Source organism: Pseudomonas sp. XK-1, assembly GCF_038069885.1.
In the GTDB taxonomy this organism is placed as follows: domain Bacteria; phylum Pseudomonadota; class Gammaproteobacteria; order Pseudomonadales; family Pseudomonadaceae; genus Aquipseudomonas.
In genome coordinates, this window is sequence record NZ_JBBPES010000008.1 from 96,508 (window position 1) to 122,881 (window position 26,374).

General features: G+C 61.3%; 25 protein-coding genes. 12 read left to right on the forward strand and 13 right to left on the reverse strand.

Translation table 11 applies throughout. From position 1 onward, the window contains the following. The first annotated feature begins 4 nt into the window (after positions 1-4). The 4 genes from WMW70_RS19765 (at position 5) to nudC (ending at position 5,860) form a co-directional block, all read left to right on the forward strand. Positions 5-2,260, forward strand: coding sequence for an Orn/Lys/Arg family decarboxylase (locus WMW70_RS19765; protein WP_341439165.1), 2,256 nt, complete (start codon positions 5-7; stop codon positions 2,258-2,260). Between the two features lie 226 nt (positions 2,261-2,486). Beyond that, positions 2,487-3,299 (forward strand): crotonase/enoyl-CoA hydratase family protein, encoded by an 813-nt coding sequence (locus tag WMW70_RS19770; protein ID WP_341439166.1) that lies wholly within the window; start codon positions 2,487-2,489, stop codon positions 3,297-3,299. Positions 3,300-3,349: 50 nt separating this feature from the next. Further along, a complete protein-coding gene (locus WMW70_RS19775) occupies positions 3,350-5,029 on the forward strand; it encodes a ferrous iron transporter B (RefSeq protein WP_341439167.1) in 1,680 nt (559 codons plus the stop codon). Then, positions 5,030-5,860, forward strand: a complete 831-nt coding sequence (nudC, locus tag WMW70_RS19780) for an NAD(+) diphosphatase (RefSeq protein WP_341439168.1) — start codon at positions 5,030-5,032, stop codon at positions 5,858-5,860. A 16-nt stretch (positions 5,861-5,876) separates the two neighbouring features. Here nudC and WMW70_RS19785 read toward each other — a convergent pair whose 3' ends face one another. After that, a complete protein-coding gene (locus WMW70_RS19785; RefSeq protein ID WP_341439169.1) occupies positions 5,877-6,662 on the reverse strand; it encodes a TSUP family transporter in 786 nt (261 codons plus the stop codon). A gap of 101 nt (positions 6,663-6,763) precedes the next feature. Here WMW70_RS19785 and WMW70_RS19790 point away from each other — a divergent pair, with 101 nt between their 5' ends. Further along, a complete protein-coding gene (locus WMW70_RS19790) occupies positions 6,764-7,411 on the forward strand; it encodes a hypothetical protein (RefSeq protein WP_341439170.1) in 648 nt (215 codons plus the stop codon). 90 nt (positions 7,412-7,501) lie between these two features. Here the strand turns inward: WMW70_RS19790 and WMW70_RS19795 are convergent, their stop codons facing one another. The 4 genes from WMW70_RS19795 to WMW70_RS19810 form a co-directional block, all read right to left on the reverse strand. Then, positions 7,502-8,269, reverse strand: coding sequence for an SDR family oxidoreductase (locus tag WMW70_RS19795; protein WP_341439171.1), 768 nt, complete (start codon positions 8,267-8,269; stop codon positions 7,502-7,504). A 40-nt stretch (positions 8,270-8,309) separates the two neighbouring features. Continuing rightward, complete coding sequence (locus tag WMW70_RS19800; protein WP_341439172.1) at positions 8,310-9,377, reverse strand: phosphotransferase family protein; 1,068 nt, start codon at positions 9,375-9,377, stop codon at positions 8,310-8,312. A 352-nt stretch (positions 9,378-9,729) separates the two neighbouring features. After that, positions 9,730-10,041 carry an SCP2 sterol-binding domain-containing protein gene (locus WMW70_RS19805; RefSeq protein ID WP_341439173.1) on the reverse strand — a complete coding sequence of 104 codons (312 nt, stop codon included), beginning with the start codon at positions 10,039-10,041 and terminating at the stop codon, positions 9,730-9,732. Positions 10,042-10,098: 57 nt separating this feature from the next. Further along, the gene (locus tag WMW70_RS19810; protein WP_341439174.1) at positions 10,099-10,809 is read right to left on the reverse strand and encodes a histidine phosphatase family protein; all 711 of its coding nucleotides are present in this window, start codon (positions 10,807-10,809) and stop codon (positions 10,099-10,101) included. 209 nt (positions 10,810-11,018) lie between these two features. Between WMW70_RS19810 and sohB the strand changes: the two genes are divergently transcribed. From sohB to WMW70_RS19825, 3 genes are read left to right on the forward strand one after another with little or no spacing between them, the layout of a single operon-like run. Beyond that, a complete protein-coding gene (sohB, locus tag WMW70_RS19815; protein WP_341439175.1) occupies positions 11,019-12,035 on the forward strand; it encodes a protease SohB in 1,017 nt (338 codons plus the stop codon). A gap of 23 nt (positions 12,036-12,058) precedes the next feature. Next, entirely contained in the window at positions 12,059-13,048 is a 990-nt protein-coding gene (locus WMW70_RS19820; RefSeq protein WP_341439176.1) for a YhdH/YhfP family quinone oxidoreductase, read from the forward strand. A gap of 42 nt (positions 13,049-13,090) precedes the next feature. Next, entirely contained in the window at positions 13,091-13,672 is a 582-nt protein-coding gene (locus WMW70_RS19825) for a TetR/AcrR family transcriptional regulator (protein ID WP_341439177.1), read from the forward strand. Positions 13,673-13,731: 59 nt separating this feature from the next. Here the strand turns inward: WMW70_RS19825 and WMW70_RS19830 are convergent, their stop codons facing one another. The 4 genes from WMW70_RS19830 to WMW70_RS19845 form a co-directional block, all read right to left on the reverse strand. After that, on the reverse strand, positions 13,732-14,229 hold the full coding sequence (locus tag WMW70_RS19830; RefSeq protein WP_341439178.1) for a DUF934 domain-containing protein: 498 nt from the start codon (positions 14,227-14,229) through the stop codon (positions 13,732-13,734). Then, positions 14,213-15,871: a nitrite/sulfite reductase gene (locus tag WMW70_RS19835; protein ID WP_341439179.1), complete on the reverse strand. Its 1,659-nt coding sequence runs from the start codon at positions 15,869-15,871 to the stop codon at positions 14,213-14,215. Before WMW70_RS19835 ends, WMW70_RS19830 begins: the two co-directional genes overlap by 17 nt. A 578-nt stretch (positions 15,872-16,449) precedes the next feature. After that, entirely contained in the window at positions 16,450-17,070 is a 621-nt protein-coding gene (locus tag WMW70_RS19840) for a hypothetical protein (RefSeq protein WP_341439180.1), read from the reverse strand. Between the two features lie 7 nt (positions 17,071-17,077). Beyond that, on the reverse strand, positions 17,078-18,712 hold the full coding sequence (locus tag WMW70_RS19845) for a methyl-accepting chemotaxis protein (protein WP_341439181.1): 1,635 nt from the start codon (positions 18,710-18,712) through the stop codon (positions 17,078-17,080). Positions 18,713-19,031: 319 nt separating this feature from the next. Between WMW70_RS19845 and WMW70_RS19850 the strand changes: the two genes are divergently transcribed. Then, positions 19,032-19,862, forward strand: a complete 831-nt coding sequence (locus WMW70_RS19850) for an undecaprenyl-diphosphate phosphatase (protein ID WP_341439182.1) — start codon at positions 19,032-19,034, stop codon at positions 19,860-19,862. Between the two features lie 86 nt (positions 19,863-19,948). Then, complete coding sequence (locus tag WMW70_RS19855) at positions 19,949-20,917, forward strand: alpha/beta fold hydrolase (protein WP_341439183.1); 969 nt, start codon at positions 19,949-19,951, stop codon at positions 20,915-20,917. A 6-nt stretch (positions 20,918-20,923) separates the two neighbouring features. On the opposite strand, the gene WMW70_RS19860 is transcribed toward WMW70_RS19855, so the two are convergent. After that, positions 20,924-21,823, reverse strand: a complete 900-nt coding sequence (locus WMW70_RS19860; protein WP_341439184.1) for a LysR substrate-binding domain-containing protein — start codon at positions 21,821-21,823, stop codon at positions 20,924-20,926. 123 nt (positions 21,824-21,946) lie between these two features. Between WMW70_RS19860 and WMW70_RS19865 the strand changes: the two genes are divergently transcribed. Further along, the gene (locus WMW70_RS19865) at positions 21,947-22,555 is read left to right on the forward strand and encodes an FMN-dependent NADH-azoreductase (RefSeq protein WP_341439185.1); all 609 of its coding nucleotides are present in this window, start codon (positions 21,947-21,949) and stop codon (positions 22,553-22,555) included. Between the two features lie 68 nt (positions 22,556-22,623). Here the strand turns inward: WMW70_RS19865 and WMW70_RS19870 are convergent, their stop codons facing one another. The 3 genes from WMW70_RS19870 to WMW70_RS19880 form a co-directional block, all read right to left on the reverse strand. Continuing rightward, positions 22,624-24,210, reverse strand: a complete 1,587-nt coding sequence (locus WMW70_RS19870) for an ABC-F family ATPase (RefSeq protein ID WP_341439186.1) — start codon at positions 24,208-24,210, stop codon at positions 22,624-22,626. Between the two features lie 114 nt (positions 24,211-24,324). Next, a complete protein-coding gene (locus WMW70_RS19875; protein ID WP_341439187.1) occupies positions 24,325-24,672 on the reverse strand; it encodes an MmcQ/YjbR family DNA-binding protein in 348 nt (115 codons plus the stop codon). An 8-nt stretch (positions 24,673-24,680) separates the two neighbouring features. Continuing rightward, a complete protein-coding gene (locus tag WMW70_RS19880; protein ID WP_341439188.1) occupies positions 24,681-24,959 on the reverse strand; it encodes a peptidylprolyl isomerase in 279 nt (92 codons plus the stop codon). Positions 24,960-25,142: 183 nt separating this feature from the next. Between WMW70_RS19880 and WMW70_RS19885 the strand changes: the two genes are divergently transcribed. Beyond that, complete coding sequence (locus WMW70_RS19885) at positions 25,143-26,357, forward strand: PilT/PilU family type 4a pilus ATPase (RefSeq protein ID WP_341439189.1); 1,215 nt, start codon at positions 25,143-25,145, stop codon at positions 26,355-26,357. Positions 26,358-26,374 lie beyond the last annotated feature (17 nt).

Consider the following 26,374-nt stretch of genomic DNA (forward strand, 5'->3'; position numbering starts at 1 on the left):
CACAATGTATAAAGACTTAAAATTCCCCGTCCTGATCGTGCACCGTGACATCAAGGCCGATACCGTGGCCGGTGACCGGGTACGCGCCATCGCCCAGGAACTGGAGCAGGACGGCTTCAGCATTCTCTCCACCGCCAGCTCCGCCGAGGGGCGCATCGTTGCCTCCACCCACCACGGTCTGGCCTGCATTCTGGTCGCCGCCGAGGGGGCGGGTGAAGACAAGCGCCTGTTGCAGGACATGGTCGAGCTGATCCGGATCTCCCGGGTACGTGCGCCGCAGCTGCCGATTTTCGCCCTGGGCGAACAGGTGACCATCGAGAACGCCCCAGCCGAAGCCATGGCCGACCTCAATCAGCTGCGCGGCATCCTTTATCTGTTCGAAGACACCGTGCCCTTTCTCGCCCGCCAGGTGGCCCGCGCCGCGCGCAATTATCTGGATGGCCTGCTGCCGCCGTTCTTCAAGGCTCTGGTGCAGCACACCGCGCAGTCCAACTATTCCTGGCACACCCCTGGCCATGGTGGCGGTGTGGCTTATCGCAAGAGCCCGGTGGGCCAGGCGTTTCACCAGTTCTTCGGTGAAAACACCCTCCGTTCCGACCTCTCGGTGTCGGTGCCGGAGCTGGGTTCGCTGCTCGACCACACCGGTCCCCTGGCCGAGGCCGAAGCCCGCGCGGCGCGCAACTTCGGTGCGGACCATACCTATTTCGTGATCAACGGTACCTCGACGGCGAACAAGATCGTCTGGCACAGCATGGTCGGTCGCGACGATCTGGTGCTGGTGGATCGCAACTGCCACAAGTCGATTTTGCATTCGATCATCATGACCGGCGCGATCCCGCTGTACCTGTGCCCTGAGCGCAACGAGCTGGGTATTATCGGGCCGATTCCGCTGTCCGAATTCAGCCGTGAATCGATCCAGGCCAAGATCGATGCCAGCCCCCTGGCCCGTGGCCGCGTGCCGAGCAGCAGCGGGGCGATGGTCAAGCTGGTGGTGGTGACCAACTCCACCTACGACGGCCTCTGTTACAACGCCGAGCTGATCAAGCAGACCCTGGGCAATAGCGTCGAGGTGCTGCATTTCGACGAGGCCTGGTACGCCTATGCGGCCTTTCACGAGTTCTATGCCGGGCGTTACGGCATGGGCACCGCGCGTACCGAGAAGGCACCGCTGGTGTTCACCACTCATTCGACCCACAAGCTGCTGGCGGCCTTCAGCCAGGCTTCGATGATCCATGTACAGGATGGCGGTCAGCGCCAACTGGACCGGGACCGCTTCAACGAAGCCTTTATGATGCACATCTCCACCTCGCCGCAGTACGGCATCATTGCCTCCCTGGACGTGGCCTCGGCCATGATGGAAGGCCCGGCCGGGCGCTCGCTGATTCAGGAAACCTTCGACGAGGCCCTGAGCTTCCGTCGTGCCCTGGCCAACCTGCGACAGAACCTGAGCATCGACGACTGGTGGTTCAGCATCTGGCAACCGCCGCAGGCCGGAGGCGACAATGTAGCCACCGCCGACTGGCTGCTGCAGCCGCAGGCCGACTGGCATGGCTTCGGCGAGGTGGCCGAAGACTATGTGCTGCTCGACCCGATCAAGGTCACCCTGGTCACCCCCGGCCTGACCGCGGGCGGCACCCTGGACGCCCAAGGCATTCCTGCGGCCGTGGTCAGCAAGTTCCTCTGGGAACGCGGCCTGGTGGTGGAGAAGACCGGTCTGTATTCCTTCCTGGTGCTGTTCTCCATGGGCATCACCAAGGGCAAATGGAGCACCCTGCTGACCGAGCTGCTGGAGTTCAAGCGCAGTTACGACGCCAACCTGCCGTTGAGCGATGTGCTGCCGTCGATTGCCCAGGCCGGCAAGACCTTCTATCAGGGCATGGGCCTGCGCGACCTGTGCGATGCCCTGCATGCCTGCTACCGCGAAAACGCCACGGCCAAGGCGCTCAAGCGCATGTACACGGTGCTGCCGGAGGTGGCGATCAAGCCGGCCGATGCCTACAACCAGCTGGTGCGCGGTGAAGTCGAGGCGGTGCCGATCGAACAGCTGGAAGGCCGGATTGCCGCGGTAATGCTGGTGCCTTACCCGCCGGGCATTCCCCTGATCATGCCGGGCGAGCGCTTCACCGCGCAGACCCGCTCGATCATCGACTACCTGATATTCGCCCGCACCTTCGACCTGAGCTTTCCGGGCTTCGATGCCGATGTGCATGGTTTGCAGCGCGAGGAGGGGATCTATACGGTCGACTGCATAAAGGGCTGATCGCCCTCTGGTCCGGTGGCGAGCCTGCCGGACCAGGCTCGACTTTTATGAAGCTCAGCAGATCAAGCGGTTATCGTGGATAACTGAAAATTGAGCTTAACTTTGATGACGTGTCCTGCGTCACAGAGGACGGCATCGACATTTATGTCGTGGTTGTTATAGTTGCTCGATTTTTAGCATAAGAAGAATGCCATGCGCGCTTGCGCCCCAGCTGAGGATGACTGCCATGTCCGACTACAAAGCCTTTAATGTCGTGTTGGCAGATAAGGTCGCCCATGTGGTGATCAATCGCCCGGAAAAGATCAACGCCATGAGCGCCGACTTCTGGAGCGAAATCATCGACATCTTCCGCTGGGTGGACAACACCGATGAAGTGCGGGTAGTGGTGCTCTCCGGGGCGGGTAAGCATTTCTCTTCGGGTATCGACCTGATGATGCTGGCGCAACTGGGCAGCCAGATGGGCCCGGATGTGGGCCGCAATGCGGAAAAACTGCGGCGCAAGATCCTTGAGCTGCAGGCCTCCTTCAATGCCGTGGACAATTGCCGCAAGCCGGTGCTGGCGGCCATCCAGGGCTACTGCCTGGGCGGTGCCATCGACCTGATCTCGGCCTGCGACATGCGTTACTCGACGGTCGATGCGCAGTTCTCGATCAAGGAAATCGATATCGGCATGGCCGCCGATGTCGGCACCTTGCAGCGTCTGCCGCGGATCATCGGCGACGGCATGATGCGCGAGTTGGCCTTTACCGGCCGCACCATCGGGGGTGAAGAGGCGCGCAGCATCGGCCTGGTCAACCGCACCTATGCCGACACCGACGCCCTGCTTGACGGGGTGATGGTCATCGCCCGTGAAATCGCCAGCAAATCGCCGGTGGCGGTACGCGGTACCAAGGAAATGATTCGCTATATGCGCGATCACCGGGTCGACGATGGCCTGGAATATATCGCCACCTGGAATGCCGCCATGCTGCAGTCGGTCGATCTGCGCGTGGCCATGGCTGCCCATATGAGCAAGCAGAAGCCGGAGTTCGCCGACTGATGCCGTCCTTCCACCTGTTTTACTCACCGGCGCGGGAGGCGCAATAGCTCATGGTATCTGGAGCCACGTCACTCAATCTGGTGCGCGATGAACTGTTCACCACCATGGAGGAGGCCGAGTCGAGTCTCGAACAGTTTATCGCCGATCGGCACAACGGCAGCCTGTTGCAACAGGCGGTGGAAAACCTGCAGCAGGTACGCGGCACGCTCAATCTGATCGAGCTCGCTGGTGCCGAGTTGCTGGCCCAGGAAGTGCTCGACCAGGCCACCGATATTCCCGCTGGTGCTGGCGAAGAACGCGATGCGCAGCTTTCGGCCCTGAGCAATGCGCTGCATGTGCTGCGTCGTTATCTGGAAAACGTTGAAGCCAATCGCCAGGAAATGCCCGAGCTGCTGTTGCCGGCGATCAACGATCTGCGCCAGGCCGGCGGCCAGCAGGCCTTGCCGGAAAGCTTCTTTTTCAGCGTGCGCCTGGATCACGAGCGCCCGCGCAGCGCACCTGCGGCTCTCGATGCGGCCGCCAAGGCGGTGGAAGGGCGGCGCTTGCGTCATATGTATCAAGTCGGTCTGCTCGGTTTTATCCGCGAGCAGAATGCCCAGGCCAGCCTGAAGCTGATGGGGCGCGCCTTGAGTCGTCTCGACAACCTGTTTGCCAACGAGCCGCGGGGGCGCTTGTGCTGGATTGGCGCGGCCGCGCTGGAAGCCCAGGTGGATGGCCAGCTGCTGCCGCGCAAGTCGCGAAAACAGCTGTTTTCGCGGTTAGACCGCGAGCTCAAGCAGATGCTCGGCAACGGCCAGTACGAGGCTCCGCGCAGCCTGCTCAAGGAGCTGCTCTACCTAGTGGCGCTGGCCGACAGCCGTGGTCCGCAGGCTCTGGCGCTGAGCAAGGTCTTCGCCCTGACGCCGTTGCCGTTTACTGATCATATGCTGGAGGCCGAATATCAGCGCCTGGCAGGTCCCGGGCAGGCGGTCATGCGTTCGCTGAGCACGGCGATTCGCGAGGAGCTGACCAGCGTCAAGGATATGCTCGACCTGATCGAGCGCGGCACCGTGCAGGCGGAGAGCCTGAGCAACCTGCATGCCCTGCTCGGCAAGCTGAGCAAGACCCTGGGCATGGTCGGCCTGAGTTCGGCGGGCAACGCCCTGGCTGCACAATTGCAGACCGTCGCCAGTTGGAGCGAGGAACAGACTCCGGACTCCGTGCAGCTGAACAGCCTGGCGGATGCGGTGCTCTATGTAGAAGGCATGGTCGCCAGCCTGGAGAGTGGCGAGCGACGCGAGCCGCGGCCTGCCCAGGCGCAGCCGGTCAGCGAGGCGGAGTCCTTCGCCATGCACCAGCTCAATGAGGCGCGCATCGTGGTGGTCGACGAGGCCCAGGCCGGTCTGGCACTGGCCAAGCGTGCGATCACCGCCTATCTGGAGTCGGGCGGCGAGCGTATGCACCTGTCCAATGTGCCGTTCAGCCTGCAGGCGGTGCGTGGCGGCCTGTGGTTTCTTGAACAGGAACGTGCTGCGCTGCTGGTAGGTGCCTGCGCTGATTACATCCAGAAGCAGATGTTCGAAGCGCCGCAGATGCCTTCCGAACAGATGCTGGAAACCCTCGCCGATGCCCTCAGCAGCCTGGAGTATTACCTGGAAGCCGGCGCGGTGATGCGCCCGGAAACCAAGCCCAGCGTCCTCGATCTGGCGGCCGAGAGTGTCCGGGCTCTTGGTATGCCCCAGGTGGCCTGAATGAAACAGCGTTGGCAACCCGCCCATCTCGATAGCCAGCAACCGGGCGGTTGGGTGCTGGCACACTGCAAGCAGCACTTTCTGGCCGACAGCAATGGTGTGCTGTTTCCCCGCGAATGGCTGAAGAAGCAGGAGTTGCCGATTCTGGCCGAGCATGGTGTGGGGCATTTCGACGGCGACGCCGTCTACCTGCTCGAACTGGAGCAGCCGGCCGAGATGCCTGGGTGTTCCTGGCAGAGCCTGCGCCAATTTATGCTGCAGGGCGACGACGACACCTTCAGGCTGCTCAGCTATGCCACGCAGATCGGCACCTGGGCGCGCCAGCACCGTTTCTGTGGCAGCTGCGGTGGTGCCATGCAGCACATCGCTGGCGAGCGGGCGATGCATTGCCCGCGCTGCGAGCTGCAGCATTATCCGCGCCTGTCGCCGAGCATGATTGTGCTGGTGACCCGTGGCGACGAGGTGCTGCTGGCCCGTTCACCGCGCTTTGTCTCCGGGGTCTACAGCACACTGGCCGGGTTCGTCGAGGCCGGCGAGTCGGTCGAGCAGTGCGTGGTCCGCGAAGTGCGCGAAGAGGTGGGGGTCGAGGTCGGCAATCTGCGTTACCTGGGCAGCCAGGGCTGGCCATTTCCCCACTCCCTGATGCTCGGTTTTCACGCCGAGTATGTCAGCGGCGATATTGTCATGCAGGCCGATGAAATCGAGGATGCGCAGTGGTTCAGCGTGCACGATCTGCCGCCGCTTCCGGCGGCCCGTTCCATCGCCCGTTACCTGATCGATGTCTATGTCGCACGCCGGCTGGGGCTGCCTGAGCCGTTGCTGCCGGGTTAGGCGCGCGCTAGCTGTCCTAGGCGAGCCCGAACCAGTGCTGCCAGGCCAGGCGTACAGTCAGGCCTAGTACCATCAGGATAAATACCGGGCGGATAAACTTCGAGCCGCCCTTGATCGCCGTGCGTGCCCCGAGAAAGGCCCCTACCATCAGCGCCAGGCCCATGCTGATGCCAAGCAGCCAGGCCACCTGACCGCTGAAGATAAACACGCTGAGGGCGCAGGCATTGCTGACGAAGTTCATGCTGCGCGCCACGCCGCTGGCCCGCACCAGATCCAGCGGATAGAGCAGCAGGCTGCTGACCGTCCAGAACGCGCCGGTACCCGGCCCGGCCACCCCATCGTAGAAACCCAAACCAAGACCCTGCGGCCATTGCCGACCCTGGGCGATGGGGGCGTCGGCCAGCAGCGGTGCGGCGGGTGTCTTGCCGAACAGCAGGTACAGGCCGCAGGCGAAGACCACCACAGGGAGCATCTGGTTGAGCCAGGCCGACGGCACCCACTGCGCCAGCATCGCTCCCAGTACCGCGCCCACGGCCGTGCCGATCAGCGCATTGCGCCATTGCCGGGGAGCAAACAGCTTGCGCCGGTAGAAGGTGTAGCTGGCGGTGGCCGAGCCAAAGGTGGCGCAGAGCTTGTTGGTGCCCAGGGCCAGATGCGGCGGTAAACCGGCGGTAAGCAGCGCGGGAATGGTCAGCAGGCCGCCGCCGCCGGCAATGGCATCGATAAAGCCGGCCATAAAGGCGACCAGGGCCAGAATCGCCAGGGTCGATAGGTCGACGCTGAACTCGAAGGGGAAAGGCATGAAAAACACGTCCTGTGTCTGATTGTGTGGTTCTCTTGCTGTTCGCAAGTCAGGCAGCTGCGCATAATGCCGGCATTTTCCAGCATAAGGAATGGACCTCGATGCAATATGGCGGACTGGCGTGGGCTACGGCATTGCTGGCAGTGCTGGCGGCCTTGGTGGCGGCCCGGATCCTGTTTAACCAGCAGTGGTTTATGGGGTGGTTGCGCGGCACCTGCGGGCTGGCATTTCTCGGTTTGGCAGCGTTTATCGGGGTACTGACCTACGATCTCGGCAGTTATCGATCGATCCCCCAGGACAAGCCCCTGGCCACCCTGAGTTTCAAGGCCGACGGCCCCTACTATCGGGTCAGCCTACTGGAGGGCAATCGCGAGCGCAGTCTGACCCTGGAGGGCGATCTCTGGCAGCTGGATGCGCGGCTGCTGCAGTGGAAGGGCCTGGCGGCCCTGATCGGCCTGGAGCCGGGTTATCGTCTGGAGAAGCTCTCGGGACGCTTCCTTTCCATCGAGCAGCAGTCTCTGGCTCAGCACGCACGGGTTGCCCTGGCGCACAGTCCCTATGGCATTGACCTGTGGCGCTGGCTGCGCCTGGGCCAGCGCGACCTGTTCGTCTTCGATCCGCAGGGGTTGCGGGTGACCTATCTGCCGATTGCCGACGATGCCGTCTACAGCATCAGCCTGACCCCGGCCGGCTTGCTCGCCAAGCCGATGAATCAGGCCGCCAAGCAGGCCCTGCAGGACTGGCAATAACCGTCAGGCACAAATAGGGTGGCCGTCATGGATGGCAGGCACAAAAAAAGGGACCCGCAGGTCCCTTTCTCTTTATCCGCTTCAGCTCACTCAGGAGAGGAAGCCGCCGTCGACATTCAGCGATACACCGGTGGTGTAGCTGGAGGCATCGCTGGCCAGATAGAGCACCGCGCCGGCCATCTCGCTCGGGTCGGCCACGCGCTTGAGCGGGATGCGCTGCAGGGCCAGGTTGAGGATGGCGTCGTTCTTGGTCAGGGCCGAGGCGAACTTGGTATCGGTCAGGCCTGGCAGCAGGGCGTTGCAGCGGATGCCGAACTGCGCGCACTCCTTGGCGAAGACCTTGGTCATGCTGATCACGGCAGCCTTGGTCACCGAATAGATGCCCTGGAACTCGCCCGGCGAGACGCCGTTGATCGAGGCGACGTTGATGATGCTGCCACCACCATTGGCCTTCATCAGCTTGCCGCCTTCGATGGACATAAAGTAATAGCCGCGGATATTCACATCGACGGTCTTCTGAAACGCACCCAGATCGGTGTCCAGCACGTTGCAGAACTGCGGGTTGGTGGCGGCGTTGTTGACCAGGATATCCAGGCGGCCGAACTGCTCCTTGATCTGCGCGAAGACGTTGCTGATCTGCTCCATCTCGCCGATATGGCACGCCAAGGCGGTGGCCTGGCCGCCGTCGGCGATGATCGCGTCGGCAACTTTCTGGCAATCGTCGATCTTGCGGCTCGAGACGATCACGTGAGCGCCTTGCTGGGCCAGCAGTTTGGCGATGGCTTCACCGATGCCGCGGCTGGCACCGGAGACGAAAGCGATCTTGCCGTCGAGGTCGAACAGTTGGGTTTTGGACATGGGCTTTTCCTTTCCTGATTTGAGAGGCCTGTTCGGCCGTTTACAGCTGCGATTTATTGATGACCTGCAGGCTCATCTGCTCCAGCAGCTTGTTCATGTGAATGAACTGGGCGAAGCGTTTGTCCTGGGTCTGGCCATGGAAGTAGCGGTAGTAGATCTGCTGCACGATGCCAGCCAGACGGAACAGGCCGTAGGTGTAGTAGAAGTCGATGCTCTTGATTTCGATGCCCGAGCGTTCGGCGTAGTAGTCGGCGAACTGCTGGCGGGTGAGCATGCCCGGCGCATTGCTCGGCTGGCGGCGCATCAGCTGCACCGGGGCCGGATCAGCGGCTTCGATCCAGTAGGCGAGGGTATTGCCCAGGTCCATCAGCGGGTCGCCGATGGTGGTCAGCTCCCAGTCGAGCACGCCGATGATCTGGCTCGGGTTCTGTGGATTGAGAATCACGTTATCGAAGCGGTAATCGTTGTGGACGATGGCCGGCTTGTGGTGATCGGCGGGCATCTTGTCCCTGAGCCAGGCCTTGACTGGTTCCCACAGCGGCGCGTCGGGGGTCAGGGCTTTGTCGTAGCGATCACTCCAGCCGCCGATCTGCCGTTGCACATAGCCTTCGGGCTTGCCCAGATCACCCAGGCCGCAGGCCTGATAGTCGACGTTGTGCAGTTCGACCATCTTGTCGATAAAGCTCTTGCACAGCTCGCGGGTCTGCTCGGGGCTGAAGTTCAGTTCCGCCGGCATGTCCGAGCGCAGGATGATGCCGTTGACCCGTTCCATCACATAGAACTCGGCCCCGATCACCGACTCGTCGGTGCAGTGCACATAGGCCTTGGGGCAGTAGGGGAAGCCGGCGTTAAGCTGGTTGAGGATGCGGTACTCGCGGCCCATATCGTGGGCCGATTTGGCCTTGTGGCCAAAGGGCGGGCGACGCAGAACGAATTCCTGGTGCGGGTATTCGAGCAGGTAGGTCAGGTTCGAGGCACCACCGGGAAACTGGCTGATACGCGGTTCGCCAGTCAGGCCGGGGATATGTGCCTTGAGGTACTGGTCGATAACTGCGGCGTCGAGTTCTTCGCCTTCGCGGATACGGGTGGACTGGTCGGTAAGCGCCATGTTTATCCCTTCTACTTATGATGGGTGCCCAAGATTATTGGCTAATCTAATGCTGCTGCCTGTGGCTAACAAGCAATACGCGCCGTTATAGGCTGGCGTGTTGCCACACAATCAGGCTGCCTGATTGACCATTGAAGCCTAGTTTTCAGGCATAAAAAAATTGCCGGGAGCAACTTTTAACGTCGCGTAGCGACGGCCCGTAGGGTGGCCGCCATGGATGGCAGGGCACAAAAATGCCGGGAGCGGTTTTTGCGCTCAAGCCCCGAAGGGGTGAAGCACATGGATGTGCTGAACATAAAAAAACCGGAGTACGGGACCCCGGTTTTTTCTATTGTGCGTGTTGCCTTGCCGCTTAAACCGGGAACAGTTCGCCCAGTTTCATGGCCAGCATCATGTCGCCTTCGGCGCGCAGTTTGCCGGACATGAAGGCCTGCATGCCATCGGTCTCGCCGCTGGTGATGCCTTTCAGGGTTTCAGTGTCCATGATCAGGGTGACGCTGGCGTTGGGGTTGTCGCCTTGCTCAACGGCGCAGGTGCCATCCTTGACGATCAGGGCGTAGTTCTCGCCGTCTTCGATGTTGAACTGGAAGACCAGGTCCAGGCCTGCGGCGGCACCGGCGTTGAACTTGGACTGCATGGTGGTGACGATGTCTGCAACGCTCATGTTGTTTTCCTTTTCTCAGGTTTTTCTAGCGCCGCTATGGGCGCAGTGGGCCGGTACTCAACGGTAGGTGATGAGTTCCGGCGTCTTCAGCAGCTGTAAATGCACATGGCTGTTGAAGGAAGCCAGGCTCACCTGGCTGCCACGAAACTTCAGGCAGCTAAGTGAGGTGTTAACGATTTGCCAGTTCAGCTCGAAAGCCTGCGCCGGCGCAATACCGGTAATCAGATGGAGCAGGGCGGTGATGGTGCCGCCGGAGGTGAATACGGCAATGTTCTGCTTGCTGTCGGCCTGTTCGAGCAAACGCTCGAGGCCGCCGTTTACCTGCTCGACGAAACCTTGCCAGCTTTGCAGGCCGGGCTGGTCATGTTCGCCAGCGATCCAGCGGCCGATCAGCTTGGCGAACAGGCGCTGGAATTCGGCACGATTGCTTGGACCGTTGCGCAGGATATGTAGGGCTTCAGGTTCTTCGGCAAGCATGCCCGGTATCAGGGTGCGGACCACCGCGTCGGCATCGAATTCGTTGAAAGCTGCATCGACTTCCAGAGCGGGCGCGTCGATATTCGCTGCGCGCAGTTGCTCAAGGGTGGTATTGGCCGTGTGCTGCTGGCGGCGCAGGTTGCCGCTCAGGCTGCGATCGAGACGCGTGCCGAGTTGCGCAAGGTGTGCGCCCAGCACTTCGGCCTGGCGAATTCCGACGGGCGATAGCACATCGTAGTCGTCTGCACCGAAGGAGGCCTGGCCATGTCGAATCAGGTAGATGCTGCCCACGTCCGCTAAGATCCCGGTACGTTGAAGTTTTCGCGAGGTTATGGGGAAGCCGGAGAGCTGTCAACGTAAAAACATACGCTTGTTTGAATTGCATCATTGCAATCAATGTCTGCTCCTGGCTCGCTGGTCGCCGGCCAGTGGCCTCGGTATGCTTGGCCGACATCGGCGTGCTGGCGAGTCGGCGCTGCTATCTGGATTAGGGGGAATGCGTGGAGTTTATTGCGGAGTATGTGGGCTTTCTGGCCAAGACGGTGACCCTGGTGATGTCCATCCTGATCGTGCTGGTGGCGATTGCCGCGTTGCGCGGACGGGGGCGGCGCACTGCCGGGCAGTTGCAGGTCAATAAACTCAACGACTTCTACAAGCAGCTGCAGCAGCGTCTGGAGCAGGCAGTGCTGGACAAGGACCAGCTGAAAGCCGCGCACAAGGCCGAAGCCAAGGCGGCCAAGCAGGCGAAGAAAGCCGGCAGCCACAAGCCCCGGGTCTATGTGCTGGACTTCGATGGCGATATCAAGGCGTCGGCCACCGACAACCTGCGTCACGAGATCACGGCCTTGCTGAGTATGGCCACGCCCGAGGATGAAGTGGTGCTGCGCCTGGAAAGCGGCGGTGGCATGGTTCACAGCTACGGCCTGGCATCCTCGCAGCTGGCGCGTATCCGTCAGGCCGGCGTGCCCCTGACCATCTGCATCGACAAGGTCGCGGCCAGCGGCGGCTATATGATGGCCTGTATCGGCGAGAAGATCATATCCGCGCCGTTCGCCATTCTCGGCTCCATTGGCGTGGTGGCGCAGTTACCCAACGTGCATCGCCTGCTGAAGAAACACGACATCGACTTCGAGGTGCTTACCGCCGGCGAATACAAGCGCACCCTGACGGTATTTGGCGAGAACACCGAGAAGGGCCGGGAAAAATTCCAGGAAGACCTGGAAACCACCCATGCGCTGTTCAAGAATTTCGTGGCGCGCTATCGCCCGCAGCTGGACATCGACGATATCGCCACGGGCGAAGTCTGGCTGGGCCTCAGCGCCCTGGAAAAGCAGCTGGTCGATGAACTCAAGACCAGCGACGAGTACCTGGCAGAACGGGCGAAGAGCGCCGAGCTGTTTCATTTGCACTATGCCGAGAAGAAATCCTTGCAGGAGCGTGTGGGGCTGGCGGCCAGCGTGGCGCTGGATCGCTTTGCCCTGACCTGGCTGAGCCGTTTACAGCAGCGTTTCTGGTAATCCGTTTGCTACAGGGGAAGACGATGAGTGGGTTCAATGCATTGCAGGCTGTCGAGAACGCCGCCGGCCAGTTCGAGCAGGTGATGGTTCAGCGCGAGATCGATCAGTTGCCCGCTGGCGAGTTGCTGGTACGGGTCAAATATTCCTCGCTCAATTACAAGGATGCCCTGTCAGCCAGCGGCAACCGCGGCGTGACCAGAAGCTTCCCGCATACCCCGGGCATCGATGCTGCGGGAGTGGTGGAGGCGTCCTCAGTTGCCGAGTTTGGCGTGGGTGATGAGGTGATAGTCACCGGCTACGACCTGGGTATGAATACCTCCGGAGGCTTTGCCCAGTACATCCGCATTCCGGCGGCCTGGGCGCTGAAACGGCCCAAGGGCCTGTCCCTGCGCGAGGCCATGCTGCTGGGGACTGCGGGGCTGACCGCGGCGCTCTGTGTCGACAAGCTCGAGCAGGCAGGAATGACTCCGGATGCCGGCACCGTACTGGTGACGGGGGCCACGGGCGGCGTCGGCAGTATCGCCGTGGTGTTGCTCAATACCCTGGGTTATCGCGTGGCAGCCTCGACCGGCAAGGCCGAGCAGGCGGCTTATCTCAAGGGGCTGGGGGCGCAGGAGATCGTCTCCCGCGCTGAATTGCTGGAGGGCGTCGAACGGCCAATGCTCAAGGAGCGCTGGGGCGGCGCGGTGGATACGGTGGGCGGCGATATCCTGGTCAATGTGCTCAAGTCGTTGCGTTATGGCAGCAGCGCCGCCTGCTGCGGCCTGACTGCAGGCGTGGCTCTCAATGGCAGCGTGCTGCCGTTTATCCTGCGCGGAGTGAATCTGCTGGGCGTCGATTCGGTGGAGCTGCCGCTGGTGGTCAAGGCCTCGATGTGGGACCGGCTGTCGCTGCAGTGGAAGCTCGATCTGGAACCGCTGGTTACAGAGCTGGGCCTGGCCGAGTTGCCTCAGGCCATCGGCCGGATACTGGCGGGCCAGCAGGTTGGCCGCGTATTGGTCAACCTCGGCTGAGCCGTTTCGGCTTCGATACACGATTCAGCGCCAGGGAGTGTTATGGCTCGCAGTACCCGTAAAGACGAGATTCTCCAGGCCGCCCTGGCGTGCGTGACCGAAGTGGGGGTGGATGCCACCACCATCGAGATGATTCGCGATCGCTCAGGTGCCAGCATCGGCAGCCTGTATCACCATTTCGGCAACAAGGAACGCATCCTGGCGGCGCTCTATATGGCTGGCACCGCACAGTATGCCGAGCTGCTGGAGCAGGGCTTTGCCGGGGCCGATAGCGCCGAGGCCTGCGTCAAGCTGCTGGTCACCAGTTATATCGACTGGGTGGTGGCCAATCCGGATTGGGCGCGCTTTGTCCTGCACAGCCGGGGCCGGGTCGAGGCCAGTGAAATGGGTGAGCAACTGCGCGAAGCCAATCAGCAGCATTACGCGCGGATCCTCCAGGCCCTGGCGGCTTATCGGGAGCAGGGGTGTTTCAAGGCCATGCCGAGCGATTGTTTTGCCTCGGTGATCATCGGTCCGACCCATGACTTTGCCCGCAACTGGCTAGCCGGCCGGGTGCGCAGCGACCTGGCGCAATGCCGTGAGCTTTTTGCGCAAATCGCCTGGGACAGTGTGCGGGCTATCTGAGGCCGATAAAAAGCCCCTCCTATCCGACGAGGATAGGCGGGGCTTTTTGTTGCCCTTGATCAGGCGCGGCGGCGGAACAGCGGCAGCGGCTGGTCGCTGGAGGCCTGATAGACCTCGCTGAACTCCTCGAAGGCTTTCAAGGCGTCCAGCGGGTCCTTGTCCTCACGCAGGGCGAAGGCATCGAAACCGACGCGCAGGTAGGAGAACAGCTGGTCGCGCAGCACGTCGCCGATGGCGCGCACTTCGCCCTTGTAACCGTAGCGGGTGCGCAGCAGGTAGGCGGTGGAGCAGTGGCGGCCATCGGTAAAGGCCGGGAAGTTCAGCGCGATGACCTGGAAGTTGTCCAGCTGATCGGCGATTTCCTCGATTTCCTCACCCGCGTCCAGCCACACACCCAGGCCGCCATCGCGGGCCTTGAGCGCCGTGCTGTGCTCGACCCACAGGGCCAGCGGCACGATCAGGTCGTCGCAGTTGGAGATGCCGTCCAGCGTGGCGTCCTTGGGCAGCAGATGCCAGCTTTCATCGATCAGCTGGCCATTCTTAATGATTCGCTGCATATACGCGCTCCTTGAACGGGTCGACACCGATACGGCGGAAGGTGTCGAGGAAACTCTCTTCTTCATCGCGGCGCTCAACATAGACTTTGACGATCTTGTCGATCACATCGGCCATGTCCGCTTCGGCGAAGGAGGGGCCGAGGATCTGCGCCAGGCTGGCGTCACGGCCGGCGCTGCCGCCGAGGGACACCTGATAGAACTCCTGCCCCTTCTTGTCCACCCCGAGGATGCCGATATGGCCAACGTGGTGGTGACCACAAGCGTTCATGCAGCCGGAGATATTCAGGTCGATATTGCCGATGTCGAACAGATAATCCAGGTCGTCGAAACGGCGCTGGATGGCTTCGGCAATCGGGATCGACTTGGCGTTGGCCAGGGAGCAGAAGTCGCCGCCCGGGCAGCAGATGATATCGGTCAGCAGGCCGACGTTCGGCGTGGCAAAACCATTCTCGCGCAGCTCGCCCCAGAGGGTGAACAGCTGCGCCTGCTCGACGTCAGCCAGGATGATGTTCTGGTTGTGGCTGTTGCGCACTTCGCCAAAGCTGTAGCGGTCGGCCAGTTCGGCGATCACATCGAGCTGCTTGTCGGTGACATCGCCTGGTGCCACGCCGGTCGGCTTTAGCGACAGGGTGACGGCGACATAGCCCGGCTTCTTGTGGGCGAAGGTGTTGCGCTGACGCCAGCGGGCAAAGCCAGGGTGTTCGGCATCCAGGGCAGCCAGTGCGGCGTCCTGGTCGTCGAGGGCTTTGTAGCTTGGGTCGATAAAATGCGCGGCAACGCGCGCCACTTCAGCTTCGGTCAGGGTGGTGGGGCCGTCTTTGAGGTGGGCCCACTCGGCATTGACCCGCTCGGCGAACACCGCAGGGGTCAGTGCCTTGACCAGAATCTTGATTCGCGCCTTGTACTTGTTATCCCGACGGCCGTAGCGGTTGTACACACGCAGGATGGCGTCGAGGTAACTGATCAGGTGCTGCCACGGCAGGAATTCGTTGATAAAGCTGCCGACGATCGGGGTACGGCCCAGGCCGCCACCGACGGAGACACGGAAGCCCAGCTCGCCAGCGGCGTTCTGTACCGCTTCCAGGCCGATGTCGTGCACTTCGATCGCTGCACGGTCGCTGGCCGCACCGTTGACTGCAATCTTGAATTTGCGCGGCAGGTGGGTGAACTCGGGATGGAAAGTCGACCACTGGCGGATGATCTCGCACCACGGACGCGGGTCGACGATTTCATCCTTGGCCACACCGGCGAACTGGTCGGTGGTGGTGTTGCGGATGCAGTTGCCGCTGGTCTGGATGGCGTGCATCTGCACGGTGGCCAGCTCGGCGAGAATATCGGGAACATCTTCCAGGTCCGGCCAGTTGAACTGCACGTTCTGGCGGGTACTGATGTGCGCGTAACCCTTGTCGTAGTCACGGGCAATCTTGGCCATCATGCGCACCTGTGCGGACGACATCAGGCCGTAGGGCACGGCAATGCGCAGCATCGGCGCAAAGCGCTGGATATACAGGCCATTCTGCAGGCGCAGAGGGCGGAATTCTTCGCCACTCAGCTCGCCAGCCAGGTAACGGCGGGTTTGATCGCGGAACTGCTTGACGCGGTCCTCGACGATTTGTTGGTCGTACTGGTCGTATACGTACATGGGGTGTCCTGTTATCAGGCTTTTAGAACCCGTTTACGATCTGCTGCGCGTCGCCCCTGCTGCGTGAAAAACAGGTTCTAGCTCGCTCTATCGTAAACAGGTCCTCACAGCTAATCAGCGCGCACGGCCGCGCACTCCCTGCGGAGCCGAAGGAAGATACCAGCTCAGGGTTATGCGCAAAAGTGATGTTTGAGTATATGGAAAGAACTTAAAGGGATAAGTGAGGGGTGGAACATAACCTCGGAGCTTGAGTAAGCGCCTTGGCTGGTCTTAACTGCAGGGGCGATTCACCCATAATCACAACAAGAGGGGTAGCCATGAGCGAACATACCGAACCTGATAGCGGCGACAGCGCTGTAGATGCCAAGGCGATCTTTGCCCTGATCCTGATCTTTGTCGCCACCGCAGTGTTCTGGGTCAGCCAGCAATAAACCACGCCGTCTCCGGGCTCGGAGGCATAAGTACCGAGCGCGCCAGAGCGGCGGTACAGGACAACAAGCCGGTAGCAGTGTCACTGCTACCGGCTTTTTTTGCGTCGGGGTTTTATGCCGGGGGCCGCTGCGCCGCTCTCAGGGCTCTCAGGGCTCGCAGCTCAGGCTGTCGGCCTGGCGATAGAGTGCGAGGAGCTTGCGAGTGATGGTCTGCTGGATATCGTCGCGCTCGAAGGTGGAGAGGCGGGTCAGGCGGCTGACTTGCAGGCGATGCAGGTGGATATAGGGCATCTGCTGATTGAACTCGCGCAAGTCGCCTTTCATCATGATCGGCAGAAACACATCGCCTGCCTTTTTCTGATTGCTAATGATCTGTGCCAGGGCCTGCTTGAATGGCATGGTCTTGGGGGCCGGGCCACCTTCCTTGAACATGGTGGTGAGCAACAGGCCAGGTTTGCCCAACACCACGCCTGGCAGCACGCAGAGGCCGGTCGTGCGCACGGCCTGGGACTCGATGCCGTGCAGGGTATCGTGGAAGGCGTAGGGGTTGGGCAGCACCACCATCTTGCGGCCCTGATCGCTGGGGAAGTGCAGGTTGTAGTTGGTGTACAGCTGGTGCACCGACTCGGAGAACACGCACAGGCGGTTTTCGAACAGCTTGATAAAGCGCTCGGCCAGTTCGCGGCGAGCGATGCTGTTCAGGTCCCAGACCAGATCCTGATTCTGCGCGCGATTCAGGTCAACTTCCTGATGTTCCATGCTGCTCATTAAGTCCTCATACGCGAAACTGTCCGAGCAATCCGTTTAGCTGCTCAGCCAACTGCCCAAGATGGCGGCCCGCCTCGCTGGATTGTTCGGCGGCCAATGCATTGTTATGGGCCAGGCTGGCAGCCTGGGTGACATTCTGGTTGATATCTTCGACCACGTGGGATTGTTGTAGCGTAGCGCTGGCGATGGAAGCATTCAAGCCGGTCAGGTTGCGCAGGCCATTGGCGATCAGGGTCAGGCTGGCACCGGCCTGGCTGGCCTGCTCGATGGTCTGTTGCGAGGCGCGACTGCTCTCGTTGATGACCTTGACCGCCGCTTCCGAGTTGCCCTGCAGGCGCTCGATCATGCCCTGGATCTCGGCGGTGGACTTCTGCGTGCGTTGTGCCAGCAGGCGCACCTCGTCGGCGACCACGGCGAAGCCACGGCCCTGCTCACCGGCACGGGCGGCTTCGATCGCGGCGTTGAGGGCCAGCAGGTTGGTTTGTTCGGCAATTGAACGGATGACTTCCAGCACGCTGCCGATCTGGGTGCTTTCCTCGGCGAGGGTTTGGATGACTTCGACCGCCTGATTGATGGTGCCAGACAGCTGGTTGATCTGCCGCAGGCTCGCATCGATATTCTGCAGCCCTTGCTGGGCCTGCTCTTCGGCGGCATGTACTTCGGAGGAGGCGTGCTCGGCATTCTTTGCCACGTCCTGCACGCCATAGGTCACTTCATTGATCGCGGTGGCCACCAGTTCCATCTGCTGCGATTGTTGTTCGCTGTGCTGCTGCGCTGCCCCGGAAACCTGGTCAAGGGCATTGGCGGCCTTGTCGAGTTCGCCGGCGGAGTCGAGTGATTGCCTGATGACCTGGCGCAGCTTGTCGGTAAAGGCATTGAAGTGCCTGGCCAAGGCCGTCAGTTCGTCGCTACCGCTGGTGTCCAGGCTGCGGGTCAGGTCGCCGTCGCCGCTGGCGATATTGGCCATGGCGCTTACGGCCTGCTGCAGGGGGTGGGTGATGCTGCGCACGATCAGCAGCAGCAGTACAACCATCAGTATCGCGATGGCCGCACCGATGGCGATGGCCTTCAGCGCCTCGGCCTGGAACTCGGCCTGGACGTCATCCACATACACGCCTGAACCGATAATCCAGCCCCAGGGCTGGAACAGTTCGACATAGGAAACCTTGGGTACCGGCTCGCTGGAGCCAGGCTTTGGCCAGCGGTAGTTGACCTGGCCCGCACCCTGGCTCTTGCTGATGGCGACCATTTCATTGAACAGGGCCTTGCCGTCCGGGTCCTTGAACCCGGAGAGATTCTGCCCGTCCAGCTTGGGATTGGTGGGGTGCATGATCATGACCGGGGTCTGGTCATTGATCCAGAAATAGTCCTGGCCGTCATAGCGCAGCCCCTTGATGACTTCCATGGCCTGGGCCTGGGCCTCTTCACGGCTTATGCCGCCACTGCTTTCCAGGCTGTGATAATGCTTGAGGATGCCGGCGACGCTTTGCACCACATGCTGGGTTTTCTCGCCCTTGGCGGCATAGAGATCTGTATGTATCTGCCGTAATAGCAGCGCGCCTTGAAAAACCAGCATCACAATGGCCACTAACAGGATCAACCAGAGACGACGACTAATGGGCAGACTACGTAGGCTGTTCATGGTTTGGCTCTCTCACGGGGCGTCGGGGCGCCTCTTATAGGGTAAAGGCATAGCTTGATACGTTAGACCTTAGGCTAATTGCGCTTGGCTAGCCCTTTTTATTACGACCGATGGTTCTATTTGTGGGAAGCACTTTTTAGTGCTGCGCGCGAGGCTGATACGTGCCAGCTGTGGCATCATCTGCGCGCAAGACTGCACTTCGGTATAGCGATGCTGAACTTTTGGTCTTGCGCAGGTGTCTGATTTTTCTTGTATTTATTGCCCGGTTATTGTGATTCGGTTGTTCGCGTGCGCTGGCGTGCGCTTTAAAGGAGTTCGGATGGATCTGTGGGTGGCTTTTCAGGCGCTTGTTCTTGGGATAGTTGAGGGGGTTACCGAGTTTCTGCCGATCTCCAGCACGGGGCATCAGATCATCGTCGCCGACCTGATAGGTTTCGGCGGCGAGCGGGCGATGGCCTTCAATATCATTATCCAGCTGGGGGCGATTCTTGCGGTGGTGTGGGAATACCGGCGCAAGATCCTCGACATCGTGGTGGGGGTGCCTAAAGAGCCCCTGGCGCAACGCTTCACCGCCAATCTGCTGATCGCCTTTCTTCCGGCCGTGGTGTTGGGCGTATTGTTTGCCGACCTTATCCACCATTACCTGTTTAACCCGATCACCGTGGCGCTGGCGCTGGTGGTGGGCGGGGTAATCATGCTCTGGGCCGAGCGGCGCACGCACCGGGTGCACGCCGAGAGCGTGGATGACATGACCTGGAAGGATGCGCTGAAGATCGGTTTCGCCCAGTGCCTGGCAATGATTCCCGGTACTTCGCGCTCGGGTGCAACCATCATTGGCGGCCTGCTGTTCGGTTTGTCGCGCAAGGCGGCGACCGAGTTTTCCTTTTTCCTCGCCATGCCGACCATGGTCGGTGCCGCGGTGTATTCCGGCTACAAGTACCGCGATCTGTTCCAGTCTAGTGATCTGCCGGTGTTTGCTATCGGCTTTGTCACCTCGTTTATCTTCGCCATGATTGCGGTACGGGCGCTGCTCAGCTTTATCGGCAAGCACAGCTATGCGGCGTTCGCCTGGTATCGCATCGGTTTCGGCTTGCTGATTCTGGCGACCTGGCAGTTGCAGTGGATCGACTGGAGCACCGCGCAGCCGTGATTGCTTAGGCTGTATTCGGCAGATGGATTAAAGGCGCACCCGTGGGTGCGCCTTTGTCATAGTGGTGCTTGCTAAAGGAGGCGCGCATGCACCCGCTTGAACATCAGTTGCTCTCGGTCAACGGTATCCAACTCAGCCTCTACAGCGCCGGCCCCGCCGCGGGGCGGCCGGTCTGGTTGCTGCACGGTTTTCCCGAGTGCTGGCATTCCTGGCGACAGCAGATCGCGCCGCTGACCGCTGCCGGTTACCGTGTGCTGATTCCGGAAATGCGCGGTTATGGTCAGAGCAGTGCGCCGCGCGACCCTGCGGCCTATGACGTGTTGACCATCTGCGCCGATATCCAGGCCGCCATGGATCAGCTCGGCCAGCAGCAGGTGTGTGTGGTCGGCCACGACTGGGGCGCACCGATTGCCTGGCACCTGGCCCTGCTTGAGCCTGAGCGGGTGCAGGCGGTGGTTGGGATGGCGGTGCCGTTTGGCGGACGGCCCAGGCAGCCGGCCATCGAGATCATGCGCCAGCTGTATGCCGGGCGTTTCCATTACATCCTGCATTTTCAGCAGCCCGGCGTGGCCGAGGCGGAGATGGATGCCGACATCCCGCGCACCCTGCGCATGATGATGCACAACACCTCGGCGGCCGTGCCCAAGGATTACTTTCTCCAAGAGAAGTCGGCTGGGGCAGGGTTGTTCGATGGTGTGCAAGACCCAGGCACGCTGCCGGTCTGGTGCGACAGCGCAGCATTCGATCACTACCTGAAAACCTTCGAAGGTCGCGGCTTCTATGGTGCGCTGAACTGGTACCGCAATTTCGAGCGTAACTGGCAGCGCACCGAAGCCCTGGCCGACCGCCAGATCGAGCAGCCAGCGCTGTTTCTGCTCGGCGATATGGACCCGGTCGGCACCTTGGAGGCCTACACCCTCAAACAGATGCCCAAGCGCATCGCGCGGCTTGAGCAGCATGTGCTGAAAGACTGCGGGCACTGGATTCAGAACGAGCGGGCCGAGCAGGTCAACCAGTTGCTGCTGGCCTTTCTCGGTCGGCATTTTCCTGGATAAACCACCCTAAACCGGCTGATCCCAGCGACTAAAGGCATCACTCAGGTGTTCGATCCACGTCCTCACGGCCGGCAGCATGCCGCGCCTGTGGGTGTACACCGCCTGCAGGTTGCCGGTGGGCAGCGCCCAGTCAGGCAGCAGGCGGATCAGTCGGCCGTCGGCCAGCTCATCCAGGCACAGGGGCGCGGGCAGCATGGTGAAACCCAGGCCGGCCAGGGCTGCTTGCTTGCGTACACTGAAATCTTCGATGGCCAGGCGCGCTTCCAGCACAACCTCCTGCATGCGTCCGCGGTCATGCTGCAAACGCAGGTGAATTCTGCGATCTGCTTCCAATGCGCCCAGCGCCGGCAACCCTGAGAGATCGTCAGGTGTGTTGATCTTGGCGTGCTGCAGCAAGGCAGGTGCCGCCACCATAAAGGCCTGGGCCGGACGCAGGCGACGGGCGATCAGCGTTGGGTCTTCATCCTCGGCGCTGCGCACCCGTAAGGCGACATCTACGCCTTCGTTGAGCAGATCAATGCGCCGGTTGGTCTGAATCAGCTCCAGCTGCACCTTGGGGTAGGCCGCGAGAAAACTCACCACCAGCTCAGGCAGCAGGGCGATGCCGCCTGGCGCGCTGACCCGCAGGCGGCCGCGCGGCTCGCTGGTCAGGCTGGCCACGGTTTCCTCGGCCTGTTCGGCCTCCTGCAGCATGGCCTGGCAGTGACGCAGGTAGCGTTCACCGATGTCGGTCAGCGCCAGCTTGCGCGTGGTGCGTTGCAGCAGTCGCGCGCCGAGGCGGCTTTCCAGCTCGGCAATGCGCCGCGACAGGCGCGATTTGGGAATGCCGAGGGTGCGCCCGGCGGCGGCAAAGCCGCCGGCTTCCACAACCTTGGCGAAGTAGAACAGGTCGTTGAGATCATGCATGGCTTTATCGTCCTATCAGTGGGACGAACTATCGCATTTGTGCCGACTAATCGGCTATTGCTTTCATCGGTAGTATCTCCAGCATCTTGATCGCCGTGGGGCGATCTCAATTTGGAGATTGTCATGAAACTACTGCACCTCGATTCCAGCATCCTCGGCGACTCGTCCGCTTCCCGCCAACTCAGCCGCGCCGTGGTCGAGGCCTGGCTGGCCGCCGAGCCCGAGGCGCAGGTGAGCTATCGCGACCTGGCCAGCGACGCGCTGAGCCATCTGTCCGCTGCCAGCCTGGTGGCCGGCGGTACCCCGGCCGAACTGCGCGATGCGGCGCAAAAACATGAAATCGAGCTGGCTGAAAGCACCCTCAACGAGTTTCTCGCTGCCGATGCCATCGTGATTGGTGCGCCGATGTACAACTTCACCGTGCCGACCCAGCTCAAGGCCTGGATCGACCGGGTGGCGGTAGCCGGCAAGACCTTCGCCTACGACGAAAACGGCCCCAAGGGCCTGGCGGGCGGCAAGAAGGTGGTGATCGTTTCCACCGCTGGCGGCATTCACGCTGGCCAGCCAAGCGGCCAGGCCCATGAAGAGTATCTGCAGCTGGTGCTGCGCTTCCTCGGCATTACCGATATCGAGATCGTCCGCGCCGAAGGTCTGGCCTACGGCGATGAGCCGCGCGCCAATGCCTTCAAGGCAGCACAGACGAAAGTTGCGGAGTTGTTCGCCACTGCGTGATTGCACGGCATAAAGCAAAAAGCCCGCTCAACTGAGCGGGCTTTTTGTTGGAAGTCAGCGATTTCCGCTTAGACGATCACACCCTGGCTGCGCAGGTAGTCGTCGTAGGTGCCGCTGAAGTCGGTGATGCCGTTGGCCGACAGCTCGATGATGCGAGTGGCCAGGGAGCCGACGAACTCACGGTCATGGCTGACGAAGATCAGCGTGCCCGGGTAGTTCTCCAGCGCCAGGTTGAGCGACTCGATGGATTCCATGTCCAGGTGGTTGGTCGGTTCGTCCATCACCAGCACGTTGGGCTTCTGCACGATCAGCTTGCCGAACAGCATGCGGCCTTGCTCACCACCGGAGATGACCTTCACCGACTTGAGGATCTCGTCGTTGGAAAACAGCATGCGGCCGAGGGTGCCACGCACCATCTGCTCGCCCTGGGTCCACTGGCTCATCCAGTCGAACAGGGTCACGTCGTCTTCGAAGTCGTGGGCGTGGTCCTGGGCGTAGTAGCCCAGTTCGGCGCTGTCGGTCCACTTAACGCTACCGGCGTCCGGTGTCAGCTCGCCGACCAGGGTGCGCAGCAGGGTGGTCTTGCCGATACCGTTGGGGCCGATGATCGCTACGCGCTCGCCGGCTTCGACCTGAAAGCTGAAGTTCTTGAACAGCGGTTTGCCGTCGAAGCCCTTGGCCATTTTCTCGACCATCACGGCCTGGCGGTGCAGCTTCTTGTTCTGCTCGAAGCGGATAAAGGGGCTGACGCGGCTCGATGGCTTGACCTCGGCCAGCTGGATCTTGTCGATCTGCTTGGCGCGCGAAGTGGCCTGCTTGGCTTTCGAGGCGTTGGCCGAGAAGCGGCTGACGAAGCTCTGCAGCTCGGAAATCTGCGCCTTCTTCTTGGCGTTATCCGACAGCAGTTGCTCGCGCGACTGGGTCGCAGCGGTCATGTACTCGTCGTAGTTGCCCGGGAACAGGCGCAGCTCGCCGTAATCCAGGTCGGCCATATGGGTGCAGACCGAGTTGAGGAAGTGACGGTCGTGAGAAATGATGATCATGGTGCTGTTACGCACGGTCAGAATCGATTCCAGCCAGCGGATGGTGTTGATATCCAGGTGGTTGGTCGGTTCGTCCAGCAGCAGCACATCCGGATCGGAGAACAGCGCCTGGGCCAGCAGTACGCGTAGCTTCCAGCCAGGGGCGACTTCGCTCATCGGGCCGAAGTGCTGCTCCAGCGGAATACCCAGGCCGAGCAGCAACTCGCCAGCGCGGGATTCGGCGGTGTAGCCGTCCATCTCGGCAAACTCACCTTCCAGCTCGCCGACCTTCATGCCGTCTTCTTCGCTCATCTCCGCCAGGGAGTAGATACGGTCGCGCTCGGCCTTGACCTTCCACAGCTCTTCGTGACCCATGATCACGGTGTCGATCACGCTGAATTCTTCGTAGGCGAACTGATCCTGGCGCAGCTTACCCAGACGCACGTTCGGCTCCAGCATCACCTGGCCGCCGGAGGGCTCCAGATCACCACCGAGAATCTTCATAAAGGTCGACTTGCCGCAGCCATTGGCCCCGATCAAACCGTAACGGTTGCCGTTGTTGAACTTGACGGAAACGTTCTCGAACAGGGGTTTAGCCCCGAATTGCATGGTGATGTTGGCGGTGGAAATCACGAATCTTGGTCCAGATAAGCGGGCGCACGGGCGCGAAAGGGGCGCGATTGTAGCGGTTTACGGGCGCGAAGGGCAGCGGCGGAGACGAGTGGGGTGTTTCGGGCTGGCGGCTAGTTACAGTAATAGGCCCAATTTCAGGCGCTTGGGCAGCTTGCCGACGACCAATTGATGGGAGCGGATCAGCAGCTCTTTGAGTTCATCGTCGCTCAGGGGGTAGGGGTAGGCCATGCTGATCCAGCGGGCGCGCGCCAGGTATGGCGCGGGGCGGATGCCGGGACGGTCGCAATAACCGAGGAACAGGTCGGCATCGACCTTGAACGCCAGGCCATCGTGGCTGCCCAGGTGGAAGAGGGCGAACATTTTGCTCTCGGCCACTGAAAACACCCGTACACCGCCCCATTTGATGTCCTCGCGGGCACCGGGCAGGCTCAGGCAGAACTCGGCAACTTGCTGCGGGGTCATGGCGGCGTTTATTCGCGATAGAAGACTTGCACCAGATGATAGCCAAACTGGCTTTTCACCGGGCCGTGGACTTCACGCAGCGGTTTCTTGAAGATCACCTGGTCGATGGCGCGGACCATCTGTCCTGGACGCACCTCGCCCAGGTCACCGCCTTTTTTGCCAGAGGGGCAGGTGGAGTATTTGCGCGCCAGCACGTCGAAGGCCTCGCCGGCGGCAATACGTTTTTTCAAGGCCGCAGCTTCGGCCTCGGTCTTGACCAGAATATGGCGGCACATCGCCTTTGCCATTTGATCGACTCCTCAAAAATGGGCACCTGGAAAATAGTCGGGGGCCATAACGTTACCGAGTTGGTATTGTGCCAGTATTTGTTGCGCCATCAGAATGACGCCACTTAGCTGCCGCGCCATTGTGCGGCTCCGGGGTCGATCTTGGCCTAACGTATTAACTTTACTTCGACGGATCTGCTTGCCATGGACCTCTCCGCAATGTTGAAAATACTGTCCAGCCAGGACGGTTCCGACCTCTATCTGTCCACCGGTGCGCCCCCTTGCGCCAAGTTCAACGGCGTGCTCAAGGCCTTGAGTGCCGAGCCGCTGAAATCAGGAGAGGTGGCCGCGATCGCCGATTCGGTGATGGATGGCGCGCAGCGCGAAGAGTTCGAGCGCGAGCTGGAGATGAATCTGGCCATCTCCATCGCCGGCGTGGGGCGTTTCCGCATCAATATCTTCAAGCAGCGCAACGAGGTGTCCATTGTCGCGCGCAATATCAAGATGGAAATCCCCAAATTCGAGGACCTGAAACTGCCCGAGGTGCTGCTCAAGACCATCATGGAGAAACGCGGTCTGGTGCTGTTCGTCGGTGGTACCGGTTCGGGCAAGTCCACTTCCCTGGCGGCGCTGATCGATTATCGCAACCGCAACAGCGGCGGCCATATCATCACCATCGAAGACCCGGTGGAGTATGTGCACAAGCACAAGAAGTCGATCATCAACCAGCGCGAAGTCGGGGTGGACACTCGCAGCTTCCACGCCGCGTTGAAAAACACCCTGCGCCAGGCCCCGGACGTGATCCTGATCGGCGAGATTCGCGACCGCGAAACCATGGAGCATGCCCTGGCTTTCGCCGATACCGGCCACCTGGCCATCTCCACCCTGCACGCCAACAACGCCAACCAGGCGCTGGACCGCATCATCAACTTCTTCCCCGAAGAGCGGCGTCCGCAGCTGCTCAACGACCTGGGCAACAACCTCAAGGCCTTCGTCTCCCAGCGCCTGGTCAAGACTGTTGACGGCAAGCGCCGCGCCGCGGTGGAAGTATTGCTCGGCACGCCGACCATTCGCGATCTGATCAAGCGCAGCGATTTCGGCGATATCAAAGAGATCATGGAAAAGTCGAAGAACATCGGCATGCAGACCTTCGATCAGGCGCTGATCGACCTGGTGCATGCCGGGACTATTGATGAGGACGAAGCGGTGAAGAACGCCGATTCGGCCAACAATGTCCGCCTCAAGCTCAAACTGTATCGGGAGAACCCGGCCAATGCCGAGGCGCAGCCGGCCCCAGTGGCGGCACCCAGCCCGGCACCAGCGGCCAAGCCCGCCAGCAGCGGCGACTGGGCCCTGGAGTTGAAACTCGAAGAAATCGAAGCGGACCCCGCAGAGGATCCGGGCCGTCCGGGGGCCTGAACCGGCAGTTCGGCCGC

Coding starts and splice junctions, on each gene's coding strand:
- WMW70_RS19775 (WP_341439167.1), top strand. CDS start 3,350: ATGGTATCTGGAGCCACGTCACTCAATCTGGTGCGCGATGAACTGTTC.
- WMW70_RS19820 (WP_341439176.1), top strand. CDS start 12,059: ATGAGTGGGTTCAATGCATTGCAGGCTGTCGAGAACGCCGCCGGCCAG.
- WMW70_RS19790 (WP_341439170.1), top strand. CDS start 6,764: ATGCAATATGGCGGACTGGCGTGGGCTACGGCATTGCTGGCAGTGCTG.
- WMW70_RS19880 (WP_341439188.1), bottom strand. CDS start 24,959: ATGGCAAAGGCGATGTGCCGCCATATTCTGGTCAAGACCGAGGCCGAA.
- WMW70_RS19785 (WP_341439169.1), bottom strand. CDS start 6,662: ATGCCTTTCCCCTTCGAGTTCAGCGTCGACCTATCGACCCTGGCGATT.
- WMW70_RS19795 (WP_341439171.1), bottom strand. CDS start 8,269: ATGTCCAAAACCCAACTGTTCGACCTCGACGGCAAGATCGCTTTCGTC.
- WMW70_RS19800 (WP_341439172.1), bottom strand. CDS start 9,377: ATGGCGCTTACCGACCAGTCCACCCGTATCCGCGAAGGCGAAGAACTC.
- nudC (WP_341439168.1), top strand. CDS start 5,030: ATGAAACAGCGTTGGCAACCCGCCCATCTCGATAGCCAGCAACCGGGC.
- WMW70_RS19835 (WP_341439179.1), bottom strand. CDS start 15,871: ATGTACGTATACGACCAGTACGACCAACAAATCGTCGAGGACCGCGTC.
- WMW70_RS19875 (WP_341439187.1), bottom strand. CDS start 24,672: ATGACCCCGCAGCAAGTTGCCGAGTTCTGCCTGAGCCTGCCCGGTGCC.
- WMW70_RS19825 (WP_341439177.1), top strand. CDS start 13,091: ATGGCTCGCAGTACCCGTAAAGACGAGATTCTCCAGGCCGCCCTGGCG.
- WMW70_RS19805 (WP_341439173.1), bottom strand. CDS start 10,041: ATGAGCGTTGCAGACATCGTCACCACCATGCAGTCCAAGTTCAACGCC.
- WMW70_RS19855 (WP_341439183.1), top strand. CDS start 19,949: ATGCACCCGCTTGAACATCAGTTGCTCTCGGTCAACGGTATCCAACTC.
- WMW70_RS19840 (WP_341439180.1), bottom strand. CDS start 17,070: ATGAGCAGCATGGAACATCAGGAAGTTGACCTGAATCGCGCGCAGAAT.
- WMW70_RS19885 (WP_341439189.1), top strand. CDS start 25,143: ATGGACCTCTCCGCAATGTTGAAAATACTGTCCAGCCAGGACGGTTCC.
- WMW70_RS19865 (WP_341439185.1), top strand. CDS start 21,947: ATGAAACTACTGCACCTCGATTCCAGCATCCTCGGCGACTCGTCCGCT.
- WMW70_RS19830 (WP_341439178.1), bottom strand. CDS start 14,229: ATGCAGCGAATCATTAAGAATGGCCAGCTGATCGATGAAAGCTGGCAT.
- WMW70_RS19765 (WP_341439165.1), top strand. CDS start 5: ATGTATAAAGACTTAAAATTCCCCGTCCTGATCGTGCACCGTGACATC.
- WMW70_RS19845 (WP_341439181.1), bottom strand. CDS start 18,712: ATGAACAGCCTACGTAGTCTGCCCATTAGTCGTCGTCTCTGGTTGATC.
- WMW70_RS19850 (WP_341439182.1), top strand. CDS start 19,032: ATGGATCTGTGGGTGGCTTTTCAGGCGCTTGTTCTTGGGATAGTTGAG.
- WMW70_RS19860 (WP_341439184.1), bottom strand. CDS start 21,823: ATGCATGATCTCAACGACCTGTTCTACTTCGCCAAGGTTGTGGAAGCC.
- WMW70_RS19770 (WP_341439166.1), top strand. CDS start 2,487: ATGTCCGACTACAAAGCCTTTAATGTCGTGTTGGCAGATAAGGTCGCC.